We start from the raw sequence: 16,319 nt of genomic DNA, 5'->3' as shown, positions 1-16,319 counted from the left end.
AACTCTCTATTACCGCCGTTTAATCGCCCAAAATTGACACTCGAGTCCCGGAAAATCGCCACCTATGTGGAATGCGATTCCGCCTGACTGCTGCAGGTTTTTCCATAGCGCATTACTGATATCTAACTGGAAATAAGTGAAACCTGCGTGATACGGAATCTCTCGAGGAGCCACCGGCAGATCACTAACTGGAATACCTGGTAGCGCACTACTGATTAATTCGCGGATCTGCTCTACAGGCCCAATTTTCATTTGAGCAGGTAACTGCTTTCGCAATTTTTCTTGCGGTACTTGGGCGCTAACGGCCAGCACGAAGTCTGCACTTTTGAGTAAGGATCTATCGTTGATACGTGCCGCACGAATCCCATATTGCGGTGGTGATAACGGAATAGACTCTGCGATATTTTCCAGCACGGTGCCGAAAGACTCTCTCAGATCGACAAAAAGTGGAGAGAACGTTTCAAAGAGTGATTCATGCTCATATTTGGGATATTCAGGTGAACGCTTATCCTTCTTCATAAACGTTGATAACTCACCTGCCATACCCAGCAATCTCTCATACAAACCAAGCGGATGCAGCTCTTCCAAATCACGAAGAAGATTAAGCACTGGGTCTAAACGATTGAGAATCTGTAGCAGCATAAAGTCTGTGACTTCTGCCACACCACCTTTACCGCCACCACCAGCAACACGACCCGCTAGTTCTCTTGCACGGGTCATAACTAAGCTATGAAGCTCTGTTACAAAATCAGTTAATAATGGCGAGGCCTTGGTATGAAGTACCGTAGGAATAAAATCACGACGCAAACGAATTTTTCCGCCCTTAACTTCCTCAATATGTGCAAACGCAATCTGAGTGTACCCTTCAGGCACAACCAGTGAATCATCGCCACGCTCTGGTTCGACAAAAAGACGCATACGTAATTCACCGACTTGGATCGATGAATTTTCACCGTGCTCATCAGATGCATCTTTTAACTCAAGCGATCTTGGTAGATATCTAATGAGACTATTACGGTGATCACTTTCACCGATCTCTGCCGTACCTTCCTGACGCAAAGGAATCGCTAAATAAACAACGGCATCTTCAATGGAATCTGGAACACGAATTGATAGCGGTGGCGCATCTCCCGTCAACGTACTAAAGCTAGTTCCATCCGGGAAAATACCTGCGCACTCTTCAAGCGTAAGCTCGCCAATTTCTAAATGTGATTGATTGATCTTGAGCGTCGAAAAACCCCAAGCATAAGGCGTGAGATCTCGATTACGATTAGTTAATTCTTTCGAGATATAGCGCTCAAACTGTTGGAAATGATGAGGGCGAAGAAACATCCCCTCATGCCAGATAACTTTGTTAGTCAATTAACAACCCTCTTTAACTAATACATCAAGCAAACCGGCTTTCTTACAATCTTCCAGTTTCATTGGATTAACAGTCACACTACCCTCTTCTACCTTTACACCTTGTGATGCCTGCAGAGACGGTGCAGCTAATGAAGGCGTAGCTGCTTGCGCTGTTATATTGCCGTTTGGTGAAACAGTCAGTACATTCGCGTTTAGATAAGCCACTAGCGAAACATCAGCTTGGCTTGGAATCTGGAGAATCTGCTTATGAATCGCGTTATCTGTATTCTGGAATGCTGCCATCACCGCAACGAAATGCGCATCGGGGTCAATAACAGATTGGTGATTTACAAAAGAGCCCGGGGCAACGACATATTCTTCACGAGATAATAGATCTGCAGATAAGAGCGCCTTATCTTGATCGTATAGATCGAAGAAGCTGGCTTCTTTAAAATCAACTTCTTTACGTAATTGATAAACTCTAACAACCGTAGGAGAAGGCCTACCAGAGAGATCGAGATTAGTTAATGGATGGGCCGATATAGCCAGAGCAAGATTAGAATCCGGTGGCGTATCATCTTTTACTTCAACAGATAAACACCCGCTAAGAGAGAGAAATAACAACATACAGAACATTGCCCTGTAACCTTTCTCAAACCTCAATGACATAATCTAACTCCTTTAGTCTTTTTCCATGTAGTACTGCAAACAACGCAAAAGGCTGCCGAATCCGCAAAACGGATTGGCAGCCCTTAAACTTAATTTAGATAAATTAAGCTTTAGGTACACGCCAGTCATCAGAACCAGACGTTCCTGCTACTTCGTGCGTCCAAGAGATCTTACGGTAAGTTAACGCAATATCTTCCATGTGCGTGAAGTGAGCCATGTCTGGATCCTGACAGTTAGGCATTTTCGCCTTAATATCAACGATCATTGCGTCTTCTAGTTCGTGGGTGAAGTAATGTTCCTGCTGCCCCGTCATAGACGTGCGGTACCACTTCAACACAACTTTTGGTAAACGCTCACCACTTGTCAAAGCTTCATACAGTTTTGGTGAAGCCTTGTCGTAAATTTTTGTAATAACAAACGCATCATGAACACGCTGACCGCTTGGCTGACCACTCTGCGGATCACGTGGGATCAAAATTTGGTGTTCAAAACCTTGAACAGTGATCTCATTTTCATGATCTTCCTGAAAACGGTTACCCATGGATTCCATGCTGTTAGCGCCTTCAGTGATGTTGCCCTGAGTTTCACCCTCAATGGACATATAACCTGGAGTTGGCATATATCTCTCCTTAGATTTAGTGGTTAAAAAATTTCACAACCACCCATTCAATCTGCATGCCAACTTTCAAAAACCCTATTCCTTAGCGGCCTACAACCAGAATTACCATCCAAGTCACTTTAAGCACGCGAGGGTTCAATGAGCACAAAAACGCTCAATTGAGAAAAACTAAGCTAAAACCCCAAGCAATCTATCTTTCAAATCGAAGGCCATACCTTCCAAACCATCGATATCAACCAGCTCTTCAAAGGTTGATCCTCCAGAAAGCTGAGAAACCATAGAAACAAGAGAGTCTTGAGGACGGAAAGCAGGAACGACAGACGTTAGAACAACATAAGGCAGATCACCCGACACATCAGGAAGCGTTTCGATACTGACCTCATACCCCAATCCAGAAAGAATATTTTGTAGATCAGGGCTTTGCTCTATTAACAGCCATATAGTTAAAGCTCGAATAACGAAGGGCGACACCTCTTCATAACGCATATCCTGACCACCAATACGATCTGAGATAAGTCCAACCAGATCGTAACTACAGTCGTAGCCTAAAACCCAGCGCACTGGAGTGGAAAACAATAACGGTGAAGATAAACCAGACAACTCCTGGGAATAACTCCAAGGGGTTAGCGACAATTTATTATGGATAGCAGATAAAGGTGTAGAAAGCTTAGCTGACAAGCCAAATGCATCACGCATAACTGACTTATAGCGTTCCTCAAGTAGAGAAAAATTTTTCTCAGCGCCTATCACCTTATCTCGTGAGGCACTCTGCATGTACTCACCCAAAACTTTTCGAGGGGCACAAAGCGTGGTGAGCGTTTTAACGTAACCGTGAAGATCTTCGCTCAATAGCGAGCTAACTTTCTTAGATTGATCGCGCAGCGAGGACAAATCCTCAAACTGAATTTCCCTAACTGGTGTCATAACAACGTCCCTATCCACCAAATTCTTTATAAAACTCGAGCCAGTCTACTTATATATTCAAAAAAAACAAATAATTTAAAACCCAAATAAGCTTGTGAGAATATTTATTCCCAACCATAAAACCCTTTAAAGATTCTTTATTTATTATTCAAAAATAAATGGCATAAAACATGCTATTTAATATTTGAACTATCATGGATAACCAAGATGAAAGTATGTAAAGGGAAATACCTTCTTGTCGGATTAATAGCCGCTAGCACACACCAGCTCAGCGCAGCTGGAACACCACCCTCTCACTTACCCGAATCTCGGTATGACAGTGAGATAAAGGAACAAGATTATCTGATAACACAGGAGCAAAAAGGCAAGTGGGCGGTCAACTGTCGCCAGAGAATCAATCCTGTATCGACTGATAAACGTTGCAGCGCCACTGATGGAAGGCAAATCCTTAAATTCACAGCACAGGCCGAAGAACCCGCTCCACCACCAGCCAAAGCTTTTGAACAAGCCGCCCAACTCACTGATGGCTACATACTGCAATTAGCAGCTTTCTCCTCCCAAGAAGCAGCACATAGATTTCAGGCTACCCATTCAACTATCAGATCTCGTGTAGTTTCGACCACAGTACAAAATGTTCAAATGTTTAATGTCATTACACCTGTGATAGAGACCTTCAAACAAGCGCAAGATTCTGCAGAAAACACGGCTAAAACCCTAGGTTATCTACCCTGGATTAGAACAACAGATTCAATATAACTCACTACATAAACCACAAGGATGACTTATGTATATTCTCGCAAAAATACTTAACTTTTTAATGGCAGGTCTATTTACGATTTTAGGCATAGCAGCGCTATTAATGGGCAACTTCTTTGCACCATTCTTTCCAGTCGATTTGGCGATAGTCATGTCGATTCTACCGTTTCTGGTAACAGCCATGGGCATCGTAGGCCTATGGAGCATCTTCACAAATAACAGAAGCTGGCAAATAGCATTTTCTCTATTTACTGCAATGTTCTGGTACATCGGAACAATTATAGGTGTGTTGAGCCTTATCTTGCTCCTTGCGAGCAAACCGTCAGAAGAACAATCGAAAGAACTACCAAACCCTACCGCTTAAATACAAAGACACGGAGCAAGCCTATTGCTCCGTGTCTGATTCTTAGAAGAGCCTTACTATTTTAAAATTGAGATCAGAGAGTAACAGGAGAGAAACGGCTTTTCCTTGCCATAACTAACCCTCACAACCTTGTGCTATATCAAACTAAATTAAACTTACTCTGACCTCAATTATTCCTTTAACAGTGATGGTGATATTTCTGCATATCGCCCGATCCTGTTACTGGCACTCGCCACGTCCGAACAACATCTAAATTTTTCCCGGATGAGGAGGTAAATTCCCCCATAAGGTCAACGTGCCAATAAATAATGCCCCGATCACCTTTTGCATGACTAGGTAAAAAACCCTCTGGAATTGCGATACTAAAACTTATATCAGACTTACGGCTCGTATTAGTGCTAACCAAAGGCTCTGTTCGCGCTTCAAAAAGAACAGCAGAGACCGTTTTAGATTTATTATCATACCTAGTTCTATACGCCTCTTCACAATACAAACGCACCTCTAGCTTCTTTTCCGTTGGCACAGCATTAATACTTAATTCCCCTTTAATCACTCCACCGATCTGACCGCAATTGTCTTTTAAAAACAGTAGAGGACTACCAATTTCATTGTATTCTCGGCGTTTTTTTAGCCCATATTTGAAAAAGAAAAAGCCAATAACTGCAAATATCCAGAAGGTGAAATGAAATTTATCCGCCGTTCTTACATTCATTTCAATAAAAATCGGCGGTAAACCAAAACCGATCATTGTGATAAGACCAATAAAAATCATTACAGGTTCTTCACGAGAAGAGATACTCTTAATACCCTGACTCGCCTGAACAATCATAGAAGCCACATTACTTTTCCTGGCTTTTTCAATGAGCCATACACCACCTGCAATCATAATCAGCGATACAACACTAAAGAAACGGCTATCTTCGTCTGCAACAATGCCCAATAGAACACCCAACAGGCAAAATACTATACCTATGCGCAAAGCATTCTTAGGGTTATCTGGTGAAACACCTTTGATGAAATCATATTCGAAATTCATAAAAATCCTTTTAAATAGCTAGGTGTAATTGAAATATCTTACGTAGCTTCGCCCTTGAGACTGTATCATCTGTGATGACCGTATTTGGACTATTAGGCATACATAACAGATGCACATGGTTGGTCATTAAAACCCAATCATGTATTGATACATCATATTTCTGACTGTATTGCTTTAACCAAGATAGATATGCTTTGAAGTCTTCCTCTGATCCAAAACAAACCTATCGGTTATTACCCCGCTGGATAACGTGCTGTGGTACTCCCACTGGAGAGAAACGGCTTTTCCTTGCCATAACTATTCCTCACATCCTTGTTCTATATCAAACTAAGAATAAAATTACTCTAACTCAAATTACTCAAACCAGATTAAACATCTGGTTTGTGCCTATACATAAAGTCCATTTCATCAAAATTAATAACATGCTGAATTTCATCGAAGAAGATCTTTGCTTTAATCTTCAATTCTGGAATAACCTCATTAGAAACCAAGCCTCTATTTTCGATAACTACTGTTAGTGCATTACTAAAACCACCAATATTTGAAACTTCAGCATATACATACACATCCTCAAAAGTTAAAACACCTTTCTTTGCAAATTCATATAGGTAATTTGAAGCTGGATAATATCCTTGAGCCAAACTATTAACTAATAAATCAACACGCTGTCTATCAGTTAAATCTTCATATACATGCATTGCTCTATATGTTGCTATTTGTGGATCTTTATCTGTGTTGTTACGCAAAACATTCAATAGCTCTTCGCCCCAAAAATCCTTGGGGTGCTCTTTTTGAGATGCAGCATAGCTGGTTCTCCTAGCCAATGGACGGTAATAACCCTTCTTTGCCGCCTCCAGTATTAGTTCATGGTCTTTACCAGTGATCCATGCATCAAAAGCTATTCCCAGAAAGGAACGATTATAATATCGATATAGATATTCAGCTTTAACATCTCCATTTACTGCTAATTTTTCCCACTCGTGGATAGCACTATCAAAATATTCATCAGAGCAAATCCAGCCATTAGACTCACAAACCACATCAGTACCTTCTTTACCTGATAATTTGAACATACTGTATGGATTTCCACTTTCAATGGATTTTTCAAACCAATGATCCGCTCCCATACGCTCAGATCCTTGGCTTTCCTGCTTCATATATCCGTACCAAAAGAGTGCAGCTGGATCATTTTTTTGCACATAAGGTTCTAGCTTTTTTATTGCTTCATTATATTTTTTATGTCGAATATCAACCATAATCTGGTAGAGATACCCCCCCTTTTCAATAGATTTAGCCTCCACAAATGAGACTTTAAACACTGAAAAAAGTAGCATAATATAAAGCAATATTTTAACCATAATCACCTAATTCCTTTAACATCTATAATGGAGACAGGATAAAACTGGTCATGTATACCGACAGCTGCCATCCTACTATTTTGCTCTTCTAAATCCTTATCACAATCACCAATATAATATGTATAGTAATCTTCTCCCATAATCCCTTTTCTAGCATAAAACAGATAATTCTTAGCTAGTAGATTTAATACTTTCCGAAAAGATAGCATTCGCTCCTCAATAACAATCTTATCCTGACCATCCTCTATTTCAGATATCTTGGAATGATAACCAATCAGTATCCTCATATTAATTAAAGCTGAAATCCATTCTTTAATTTTATTATCTGCTTTTGATCCATCTTGATTAATCCGGATTATAACTTCTTCAAGACAAGAACCTACGAGAACCTAAGGGGTCAAGTCTCCCATTTCCCATATAATTATCCGCTATTAACAATTCTACTTACCGAGCTTTTACTACTTCCGAAATAATCAGCGAGCTCTTTCAGCGTATAATGTCCACTTGCATAAGCTTTTATAATTGCTTCCTTCTTTCCGTAAAGCTCCTGATAGTAAGATAAGGATTTCTTCGCCTGCCTTTGCTGTATTTTAGGGATATCTATTAAGCTTTGATCGGGATCTAGCTTACACTGCACTTCATCGATAAATGCATCAGAGCCAAGGTAAATTTGATTTGTTAACTTTTCCCAAGGGGAAGGCTGATTCGATCCCTCAGAAACAAATAATCTATATTTCTCTTGAGCCTGATTCTTATGTTCATCGAATGCAGCTAGAATTGAATCGACGACCAAACACTCATGCGCTTTGCACAAACCAGCTGTTGATCGATAACTACTCCAAGGCCACTCAGAAACTTCATGACACATTCTTGCTCTAACTGAGTTCAGCACTATGTATCTACTTAATTCTAAAAGGTACTCATTACTATCAACTATAATTGCCTTATAGCGACCTTGGAAAAGATGACCAACTCTCTTATATGTTCGATTTATCCATTGTGTATACACACCGTTCAACTGTCTCATGCCCTTTGAAAGGTTAGAATCAGCTGTTTCTATTAAGAGGTGATAGTGGTTATCCATTAGACAATAAGCATGACAAATCCATCTATACCGCTCACAAATCTGCTGGAGTAAAGATAGAAAATACCGTCTACCTGTATCATCAAAATAGATATCTGAGCGCGTATTACCTCTGGATGTAATGTGATAATACGCGCCGGGAAACTCAATCCTTAGTGCTCTAGACATGCTCACCTCCTGTGATTGTCCTTAACCTGTGTCCTTAGGTTATTTGTGTCTAGCTCTTGTGGGAAATGGGAGACTTGACCCTGATCTTTCTTGGAAAAGATGACCAACCCTCTTATATGTTCGATTTATCCATTGTGTATACACACCATTCAACTGTCTCATACCCTTAGAAAGGTTGGAGTCCGCTGTTTCTATTAATAGGTGATAGTGGTTATCCATTAGACAATAAGCATGGCAAACCCATCCGTACCGCTCGCAAACTTGCTGAAGTAAAGATAGAAAATACCGCCTACCGGTATCATCAAAATAGATATCTGACCGCGTATTGCCTCTGGATGTAATGTGATAATAAGCGCCGGGAAACTCAATCCTTAGTGCTCTAGACATGCTCACCTCCTGTGATTGTCCTTAACCTGCGTCCTTAAGTTATTTGTGTCTAGCTATTGTGGGAAATGGGAGACTTGACCCTGATCTTTCTGTGACCCTGATCTTTCTGAACCCAATTCTTTAATTATTGATCACCAAACCAGATCAAACATCTGGCCTAGACATATACATAAAATCCATTTCATCGAAGTTAATTACATGATCAATATTGTCGTAAAACTCTTGTGCTCTAAGTTTTAACTCAGGTATTTTCTCTTCAGAGACTAATTTTTTATTTACGAGATATGTAGTGACACCATGCCCCCAGCCACCCATACTAGCAACTTCAGCATAAACATAGGCATCTTCATAGCTAATAGAGTCATTATGCTCAGCAAAACTATACAAATAGTTTCCAGCAAGGTAATAGCCTTTCTTTAAACTATCAATTAACAGATCGATTCGTTCTTCATCAGTTAAACCTTCATATGCGAATTCAGCTCGGTACGTTGCTATAGCAGGATCTTTATCCACAAAATCAATTATCAATTGAAACTTATCTTTACCCCAATCTTCTTTAGAATTCTCGTCATTATTCATTGCGCTCCAAAAAAGATCTCTTATTGGCTTACAATAGCCTCCTTCACAAGCTTCTCGAATTCGATCTAAATCTTTACCTGTTATCACCTCATACCATAAACCAGGAATTGATCTATCGTAGACTGAAGCAAGGTACTTAGCTCTTACATCTCCTTCCGCCGCAAGCTCTTTCCAGAGTTCTATTGCTTTATCTAGATTTTCGTCTGAGCATTCCCAGCCATTAACCTCGCATACATAGTCTGTACTATCCGCCCCCGAAAGTTTAAACACCCCATACGGATTCCCAAGCGAACCTGATTTTTCAAACCAGCGATAGGCCCCGAAACGACCGCGCCCAAATTTTGATTGTTTCATATAGCCATACCAAAATAGCGCATTCGGATCATTTTCAAGAACATAAGGTTCTAGTTTGGCCATCGCAGAATCATAATCCTTATGACGAATATCGATCATAATTGGATACAAATAGCTAGCTTTCTCAACATACCCTGCCTGAGCTACGTTTAATCCAGATGTAAAAGATATAAATGTGATTAAAATAAAACGTATAACTCTCATTAACTAATCCCTTTAATATTCATTATTGAAATAGGCTGGAATTGATCATGGATACCTACAGCTTCTTTTCGAGCACCCTGTTCTTTATCATCTTGACCACAATCACCGATATAATATGTACAGTATTCTGTATTCCATGTACCAACCTTAACGTAAAATAGGTAATTATGAGTTAAAGCATCAATACCTTTTTTAAACGCTTCAATTCTTTGTTCGATAACGTCTTTACGGATATTTGCTTCACTTTGCGTAACCACCTCATGGAAACCAATCAAGATCCTAAGATTAAATAATAGGGTTTGCCACTCAAGTACTTTTGTATCTGCCTTTTGCCCTTTAGCGTTCATTCGAATGATTGATTCTTCGAAAAATCTGACATAATTAGCAGCAGGTTTGGCACTAAAATGAATATCATTATCGAAAATTTCATTGCCCGTAAGCCAAGCAATAATTCGTTGAATAGCATTTCGTTGTTTAAGGTCATCAGCTTGTGTTCTATCTTTCTCTGGCCGGCCTTTACTTAGAACATCCACTCCCTGCTCAATGTAAGAATAATTTTGCGCATCAGATAACGTAAACAATAATCTTCCCATTGTCTCAGGAGGCATTTTCTTAACCCAAGGGTGGGCCACTTCAGCTTCATTGTTTATAAAATCAGCCAATACCGGTGCAAGTTTTTCACGAGTACTTTCATCGTTAAAGGCTTGAATTTTTTCAAATGGCAATAGAAGTACATCAGCCGCTTTGAGGCCAGTGACCATAACAGCGGTAAGGAACATGTTAAATAACTCAAAAGAGGTTTCACCACTTTCAGAATCAACTGACTCATCGAAAATATTAAGTCTGCGGAACCCTTCTTGGTTCAGAATATTTAGAATGTGATCTATGAAATCATTGATCGCTAAGGGGGAAATCTCATAACCCATTTTCCCTGAAACACCTGGGCCTAAAGCAAGTTTAGCGGCCATAATAAATATTATTTTACCGCCACTAACTGTTAACTTAATCATACCGCTGGCAGAAGCAGCAAAGGCCCCGGCAGCTTTTGCAGTGAATTTCGCAAAAGAAATAAAATCAGGAGACTTTGGAGCTTTCCACTCTAAGCTACCGACAAACTCGCCGCCCACTTCAACCCCAGCAAAAACACCTGCTGTACCGGTTATATCGGCAGCTTTACTTTGAGCAAGCAATTCGCCATCAGCATTTTTAACCTCGGCGAGTTCTTTACGATAAGCATTGTAACCCTGATAACTTTCCGTGAAACCTTTTACCCCTATGCCACCTTGATCAAGATTTCCAAATTCAATACTCGCCCCCAAGTTTATGGACGCTCCGACCATACCATAGACAGTACAGCTCCCTTTGAGACAAAGGTGACCTAAAGGATATGTTTTGGAGACCTCTTTCCGATCCGTTTTATAAAAAGCCTCTTCTGCAATTTTGAGATCATTTTCAGGCAAGTAAGCTATATAAGGAATCTCCATTTTATAACCAGACAGATCAGGATAAACAAAATCTAACGTAGCCTGACCTCTTCCTACATCTATTTTCGCTTCCGCTTGCGTAATACCAAACTGAAGCTTCTTTACCTGATTAGCCTTTAACATTTTCCCTACATCAACCGAATCACCGAGTGAAACAGCTGTAGAAAAACGCATAAATTGGCCTTCTATGCTCGCATTGTAATAACATTCATCTAACTCTGGTCCCTCATTGCGCCAATGATAAATGCCTCCAGCCAACGCCTTGTCAAAATTATGTAGTGATTTACTAAAGTTTACTTTGATGGGGATAGCTGATGATAACTTTGCAAAATAATCATTAACTCTTTTGTTAAGCCACGTTTCAGGAGGGCCACTCTCATCTTGAGCTTGAGGTATCACATCCAGCCCTTCGATTCGGTTCACTTCAGCAATTGGTTTTTCCGGATTAACTTGGTTAAATGCCGGTTTAATATCATAGAAATGCTCGCCGCATTCATCTCTACTTACCGGATCTTCAGGTATCATCCAGCTAGGCCCACGTATAAATGCAGTCCGCCCTTCTTCACTTAATAAGTAACATTCTACGACTGTTAAATCAGCTTTCCCTGCTTGAGTATATAAATTGCCGGTCTTTCTTGCGGGCTTCCAACTTTTCTCTTTGATGATCGGAGTATAAGTTTGATCTGATGCAGTAAATAAACGGTTGTATTCTTGTTTAGCCGCGTTCGCTTTTGCTTTTTTCTCTAAAGTTTCTATCCGATCTAATAGCGCTTTTTTGCAATTTACCAAATCACCCAGGACTTCTTTGGGAAGATTCCCTACCCCAAGTAGGTTCTTTATCTCAGCCATTTTAGTTTTTAATGAAGCATCTAATTTGTGCTTCATTACTAAACACGGATAGTAACTCCAAGGGAGTTCTGTTTTCTCTAGATTTGTCGATAGGCTCGATGTGGAAAGGTACTTATAGACTTCGATGATTAGCTTTTTCTCGTACTCCGCATCAAAACTATCATGATAGTTAAAACTGCTTGGCACATGGGTAATTAAGTCCTCGTCATTGAGGCACTGCTCAATTAATACCATTTTATGGCTATTAAGAGTAAATATCGGAGTAAAACGGCCAGCAAAACGCGCCCTAAATTCGTAAGGGGTTAGCTTTGAAGCTACTTCGCTGTCTTGCTGCCATAATTTTAACCTTTTCAAAATCAGATCTGGTGCATCTTCACAGATATCATCAAACTCAAGGTTATACATCCCCCTCGCTTTATGAATATTGTTCAAAGCAGAATGAATGGAGTTTTGCTCTTTACTGGTAAAATACCCCATGGTTTCTGAATAGATAAAAGGTGTACCATCATCGGATGATTCACTACAAGCTTGAGACCGCGCTTTTTTCTCTAATTTCTCTATTTTCTCTGCTAACTGCTCCATAATATCTGCAGTCGCGCCTGATTTAATGCTCTTAATAAATACCTCAGGCTTGCCTTCTATTGCAGGGGTTAAAAACTCTTTAACGACATCAGGCATGATAGTTTCATAAAACCCCAAGGATAACGTCTGTAGATACTTAGAATATGAAACCTTTAATGTATCTCTACACCATGACCAGAATATTTGTTCTTTATAGGCTTTTGCATATTTATCTTTAAACTCCCCAGCAAGTGCAGTAATTAAGTCATCTGGATTACCACTTGAGGTTTCCATCAACAGCTCGGGTACTCGAACGGAATCCGTTTTTAAAGCTAATTGCAAAAACAGCAAAGCACGGTATTCATCCTTATCATTTTGCGATTTAAGAAAGCGTTCATGGTCAGTACTTTGAAATTTTGAAAGAATTCCGTACTTACTCAGTTCTAACATTGCCTCATCTACATTCCCCGAGGCCATTGATCGCATCACTGAACGCATATTTTCAATTTCTAGCTCTAAAGCATCTTTGCCCTCCTTAGTGATGGCAAACCAACCTTGCTTACCTGTTTTAGGCATAGCAGGATAAAAAACTACATCTACGTACTCTTGAGGCTTGCACACATCAGATGGTACCGAAGGAATGTCCGGTAATTGAATACGATCTACTGAGATGGGAGATGGCTCAGGATGTGGAGGCTGTTGCGTACCTTCAGATGTCTTCAGAACATTTCCAGCATAGATTAAATCTACATTCTTAATCTGCTCACTATTCATAGCTTGAAGCTTTGAAACAGGAATCCCTAATTTTTTAGAGATAAATGAGAGGCAATCACCCTCAATAATTTTGTAGTTTGTTGCCATGATTATTCCATTAATCCTTTGTAAAGCTGTTCCGGTAGCTGATAGGCCGTCTGAATTGTCTCAGGGGTTATTTCGTTATGGTTTCTAAAGCTTCCTTTCGCCCAATTAACCTCTGATATTCCACTGATAAAACGGGTGAGTTCATTTTGAGAAAGCTCCTGCTCTAATGAATCTAAAAGCGCTGGAGAATAAAAACGAAATACCATTGCGTTACCCAATGGAGATTGAGCAAGCGCCCTGCTTTGCACCCAGCTCAACAGTTCCTCTTTCGGCTGGTTGGGTAAGCCTATTACCAATGAGGAACCCGCTTGCCAGTAAACATCCTGTTCCCACTGTTGCTGAATAACTTCGCTATAGATCAGCTCGGAGTCAGATTTGAAAAATACGCACCAAGGCCCTTCTTCTGCAACGCTTTCGAGGATCGTACCGTCAAATAACCTGACTACGTCTGGGAGCTCTTCATTTTGGAAGATAAGAGCCAATGGATTATCTTGAAAACGGTTATGATCCAGTATCAGGCAGTACCATGCATCATCGTAGATAGGGATCATGCTAGCCCCTTACATGGACAATCCGAACGTGGGCAAGTCGCGATAGACCCGCCGTCTTTCATACATAATCCGATTGCTGGCTGATCGACTAATGCCATCCGTTTAAGCGTCGGTGCTGGTATCCAAGGTTCAGCAGCCTCCTTACCCTCAGTCACATATCCAGCTTGATCTAAATCAGCCTCTAACGGAGGTTCTGGTGCTACTGGTGCTGCTGCAGCGGCACTGCCTCCGCCACCACCGCCATTTAGGTTTATCGCGGCACCATTCACTTTTACCCCTGCTGGGTTAATTGTGATTGTGCTACCACCCGCCTTTATGAGTATTTCGGTACCGGCTTCGAAAATGATCTTTTGCCCAGCTTTCCAGTTGCTCTCATTCACTGCATGCTGAAAGCCGCTTTTGCCAATTTGTGCGTGATAGTCAGGCGTAATGGTATGGTTGTAGTTCGTTTTAACTTCACGATGGTAATCGCCTTTGGTGAGCGCGTGTTCCTCGTTGTAAAACTCTCTATATTCATTATGTTCCACCAGCTGTTGATGCTCGTGGCCAATCCATTGTTTATGGGTATCTAAGGTACGTTGATCTAGGTCCTTCTCTGCTCGAATAAAGACCTCTTCCTCACCTTTTTTGTCTTCAAAGCGGATTTCGTTGTAGCCACCGCCACCTTTGCTGGAGAGGGTCTTAATTGTTGAGCGGGTTTTGTGCTCAGGCAGAGCATAAGGTGGCATATTATGGCCGTGATAAACCCGGCCTGTGATGATGGGCTTGTCTGGATTCCCCTCTAGGAAATCAACAATCACCTCATCTCCAATGCGCGGAAGAAACATGCTGCCGAAAGCCCCGCCCGCGCTGTTTTGACTGACACGAAGCCAACAGGAGGTGTTTTCATCATATTCACCAATTCTGTCCCAATGGAACTGCACTTTTACCCGACCGTGCTCGTCTGTATAGATCTCTTCGCCCTCAGGCCCTGTTACCGTTGCCGTTTGTGCACCTTGAATCACCGGCCGTTTATTAAGGTCAACTTTAGGGCGGTAAGGCGTATCCATAGAGACAAGATTCAATTTATTGCTGTATTTTGAACCTTCGGTCGTAGCACCTGTTTCCAACACCTGCGGCTGAGAACAAACATGCTCAATGCGAGAAATAAAATACTCAGAATTTAATTCGCTACGCTCATGATCTAGAACGGTTAAACTAAAACCCGGTGCACAGCGATTAACGTCGCTTTCGGCAATAACTGTCTTACGCTTTCGATTAGCAGAATCTAAACGGGCATCAGTTAGATGAGAACCTCGGTCAGATTCCAAAAAGTTTGCAGGATAGTCGTAGATTTCTAGGGCGGTATCCTGCTGGTGTGAGGCTGTTTCAGTGAGATCTAAATTTGGCTTGGTAAAGTTAAAATCACGTAAGGATACTTTGCCTGGACGGATCGCTTCTGCATACTGAAAACGGAATATGTGCTGCTCTGAGATAGCCCCTTGAGCATGATGAAAATAAGGTATTTCAGCCTCACCACTGATATAGGGTGAAGAGGTAGAAGAATCGCTAAATACGATTGTATGTTTATCAGCTGAGTGCTCGAAGTAGTAATGAATCCCCTCTTCCTCAAGCAACCGCTCTATAAAGTTGAGATCTGACTCTGCGTATTGAACACAGTATTCACGGGCACTAGCAGGCCTTGTGAGGTCAAAACGGAATTCGTCTGAGGAGAAGTTATGCTCACTAAGCAAGTGAGTAATGATGTCGCGTGTCGTTAAAAACTGAAAAATTCGATTATCGAGACGATGTTTTAATAGCCATATTTTCGGCACTAAAGTGACACGGTAACTACTTTGTCGAACGCCTTCTTCACCGATTACCGCACTAGCGACAATGCCGTTGATATAACGCGTCTGTTCGTTTTCATCTCCGGTTTGATCCAGCAAAGTTACACAAGCAGCCTGCCCTACAATTTGATCGATTTCTATATCTGTTTGCTTAGAAATCAGCTCAATATCAATACTGAATAGTTGGGATACCTGCTCCACTCCGGAGAGTCGGACCAGCGAGAATTCGGCACCACCTTGCACATTAAAGAGGAAGCGTTCTTCATTTGCTTTTAAAAACATCACTCATTCCTTTGACGTGAAATTTCATCCAATCACGTTTTCGTATTACACAGCAG

At 41.0% G+C, this 16,319-nt stretch carries 15 protein-coding genes; 2 read left to right on the top strand and 13 right to left on the bottom strand.

Annotated features, from left to right (window positions below; genetic code table 11):
• Nucleotides 1-9: 9 nt before the first annotated feature.
• From tssK to ACMXYV_RS07915, 4 genes are all read right to left on the bottom strand, one after another.
• Nucleotides 10-1,362, bottom strand: coding sequence for a type VI secretion system baseplate subunit TssK (tssK, locus tag ACMXYV_RS07930; RefSeq protein WP_415891235.1), 1,353 nt, complete (start codon nt 1,360-1,362; stop codon nt 10-12).
• Nucleotides 1,363-2,013 (bottom strand): type VI secretion system lipoprotein TssJ, encoded by a 651-nt coding sequence (tssJ, locus tag ACMXYV_RS07925; protein WP_415891234.1) that lies wholly within the window; start codon nt 2,011-2,013, stop codon nt 1,363-1,365. It abuts the gene before it with no gap.
• 103 nt (nt 2,014-2,116) lie between these two features.
• Nucleotides 2,117-2,632: an Hcp family type VI secretion system effector gene (locus tag ACMXYV_RS07920; RefSeq protein ID WP_415891233.1), complete on the bottom strand. Its 516-nt coding sequence runs from the start codon at nt 2,630-2,632 to the stop codon at nt 2,117-2,119.
• 168 nt (nt 2,633-2,800) lie between these two features.
• On the bottom strand, nt 2,801-3,556 hold the full coding sequence (locus tag ACMXYV_RS07915; protein WP_415891232.1) for a hypothetical protein: 756 nt from the start codon (nt 3,554-3,556) through the stop codon (nt 2,801-2,803).
• A 207-nt stretch (nt 3,557-3,763) separates the two neighbouring features.
• On the opposite strand from ACMXYV_RS07915, the gene ACMXYV_RS07910 reads away from it, so the two are divergent.
• Entirely contained in the window at nt 3,764-4,312 is a 549-nt protein-coding gene (locus ACMXYV_RS07910; RefSeq protein WP_415891231.1) for an SPOR domain-containing protein, read from the top strand.
• Between the two features lie 28 nt (nt 4,313-4,340).
• A complete protein-coding gene (locus ACMXYV_RS07905; RefSeq protein WP_415891230.1) occupies nt 4,341-4,676 on the top strand; it encodes a hypothetical protein in 336 nt (111 codons plus the stop codon).
• A gap of 178 nt (nt 4,677-4,854) precedes the next feature.
• Here ACMXYV_RS07905 and ACMXYV_RS07900 read toward each other — a convergent pair whose 3' ends face one another.
• From ACMXYV_RS07900 to ACMXYV_RS07860, 9 genes are all read right to left on the bottom strand, one after another.
• Nucleotides 4,855-5,712, bottom strand: coding sequence for a hypothetical protein (locus tag ACMXYV_RS07900; RefSeq protein WP_415891229.1), 858 nt, complete (start codon nt 5,710-5,712; stop codon nt 4,855-4,857).
• 368 nt (nt 5,713-6,080) lie between these two features.
• Nucleotides 6,081-7,076, bottom strand: coding sequence for a hypothetical protein (locus ACMXYV_RS07895; protein WP_415891228.1), 996 nt, complete (start codon nt 7,074-7,076; stop codon nt 6,081-6,083).
• Complete coding sequence (locus tag ACMXYV_RS07890; RefSeq protein WP_415891227.1) at nt 7,073-7,357, bottom strand: hypothetical protein; 285 nt, start codon at nt 7,355-7,357, stop codon at nt 7,073-7,075. The genes ACMXYV_RS07895 and ACMXYV_RS07890 overlap by 4 nt, the downstream gene beginning before the upstream one ends.
• Nucleotides 7,358-7,491: 134 nt before the next feature.
• A complete protein-coding gene (locus ACMXYV_RS07885) occupies nt 7,492-8,322 on the bottom strand; it encodes a transposase (protein ID WP_415891226.1) in 831 nt (276 codons plus the stop codon).
• 39 nt (nt 8,323-8,361) lie between these two features.
• Complete coding sequence (locus ACMXYV_RS07880; RefSeq protein WP_415891225.1) at nt 8,362-8,709, bottom strand: transposase; 348 nt, start codon at nt 8,707-8,709, stop codon at nt 8,362-8,364.
• A 144-nt stretch (nt 8,710-8,853) separates the two neighbouring features.
• Nucleotides 8,854-9,846 carry a hypothetical protein gene (locus tag ACMXYV_RS07875; RefSeq protein ID WP_415891224.1) on the bottom strand — a complete coding sequence of 331 codons (993 nt, stop codon included), beginning with the start codon at nt 9,844-9,846 and terminating at the stop codon, nt 8,854-8,856.
• Nucleotides 9,846-13,601 carry a LysM peptidoglycan-binding domain-containing protein gene (locus ACMXYV_RS07870; RefSeq protein ID WP_415891223.1) on the bottom strand — a complete coding sequence of 1,252 codons (3,756 nt, stop codon included), beginning with the start codon at nt 13,599-13,601 and terminating at the stop codon, nt 9,846-9,848. The genes ACMXYV_RS07875 and ACMXYV_RS07870 overlap by 1 nt, the downstream gene beginning before the upstream one ends.
• Nucleotides 13,602-13,603: 2 nt before the next feature.
• The gene (locus ACMXYV_RS07865) at nt 13,604-14,152 is read right to left on the bottom strand and encodes a DUF4123 domain-containing protein (protein WP_415891222.1); all 549 of its coding nucleotides are present in this window, start codon (nt 14,150-14,152) and stop codon (nt 13,604-13,606) included.
• On the bottom strand, nt 14,149-16,263 hold the full coding sequence (locus ACMXYV_RS07860; protein ID WP_415891221.1) for a type VI secretion system tip protein VgrG: 2,115 nt from the start codon (nt 16,261-16,263) through the stop codon (nt 14,149-14,151). Before ACMXYV_RS07860 ends, ACMXYV_RS07865 begins: the two co-directional genes overlap by 4 nt.
• Nucleotides 16,264-16,319: the final 56 nt, after the last annotated feature.

The sequence above is a fragment of the Neptuniibacter sp. SY11_33 genome (assembly GCF_047778025.1).
In the GTDB taxonomy this organism is placed as follows: Bacteria; Pseudomonadota; Gammaproteobacteria; order Pseudomonadales; family Balneatricaceae; genus Neptuniibacter.
Note: the sequence above shows the minus strand (reverse complement) of the source record. Positions and strands in the feature narration are given on the sequence as shown.

Coding starts and splice junctions, on each gene's coding strand:
- ACMXYV_RS07870 (WP_415891223.1), bottom strand. CDS start 13,601: ATGGCAACAAACTACAAAATTATTGAGGGTGATTGCCTCTCATTTATC.
- ACMXYV_RS07915 (WP_415891232.1), bottom strand. CDS start 3,556: ATGACACCAGTTAGGGAAATTCAGTTTGAGGATTTGTCCTCGCTGCGC.
- ACMXYV_RS07860 (WP_415891221.1), bottom strand. CDS start 16,263: ATGTTTTTAAAAGCAAATGAAGAACGCTTCCTCTTTAATGTGCAAGGT.
- tssJ (WP_415891234.1), bottom strand. CDS start 2,013: ATGTCATTGAGGTTTGAGAAAGGTTACAGGGCAATGTTCTGTATGTTG.
- ACMXYV_RS07875 (WP_415891224.1), bottom strand. CDS start 9,846: ATGAGAGTTATACGTTTTATTTTAATCACATTTATATCTTTTACATCT.
- ACMXYV_RS07880 (WP_415891225.1), bottom strand. CDS start 8,709: ATGTCTAGAGCACTAAGGATTGAGTTTCCCGGCGCTTATTATCACATT.
- ACMXYV_RS07890 (WP_415891227.1), bottom strand. CDS start 7,357: ATGAGGATACTGATTGGTTATCATTCCAAGATATCTGAAATAGAGGAT.
- ACMXYV_RS07905 (WP_415891230.1), top strand. CDS start 4,341: ATGTATATTCTCGCAAAAATACTTAACTTTTTAATGGCAGGTCTATTT.
- ACMXYV_RS07910 (WP_415891231.1), top strand. CDS start 3,764: ATGAAAGTATGTAAAGGGAAATACCTTCTTGTCGGATTAATAGCCGCT.
- ACMXYV_RS07920 (WP_415891233.1), bottom strand. CDS start 2,632: ATGCCAACTCCAGGTTATATGTCCATTGAGGGTGAAACTCAGGGCAAC.
- ACMXYV_RS07885 (WP_415891226.1), bottom strand. CDS start 8,322: ATGTCTAGAGCACTAAGGATTGAGTTTCCCGGCGCGTATTATCACATT.
- ACMXYV_RS07865 (WP_415891222.1), bottom strand. CDS start 14,152: ATGATCCCTATCTACGATGATGCATGGTACTGCCTGATACTGGATCAT.
- ACMXYV_RS07900 (WP_415891229.1), bottom strand. CDS start 5,712: ATGAATTTCGAATATGATTTCATCAAAGGTGTTTCACCAGATAACCCT.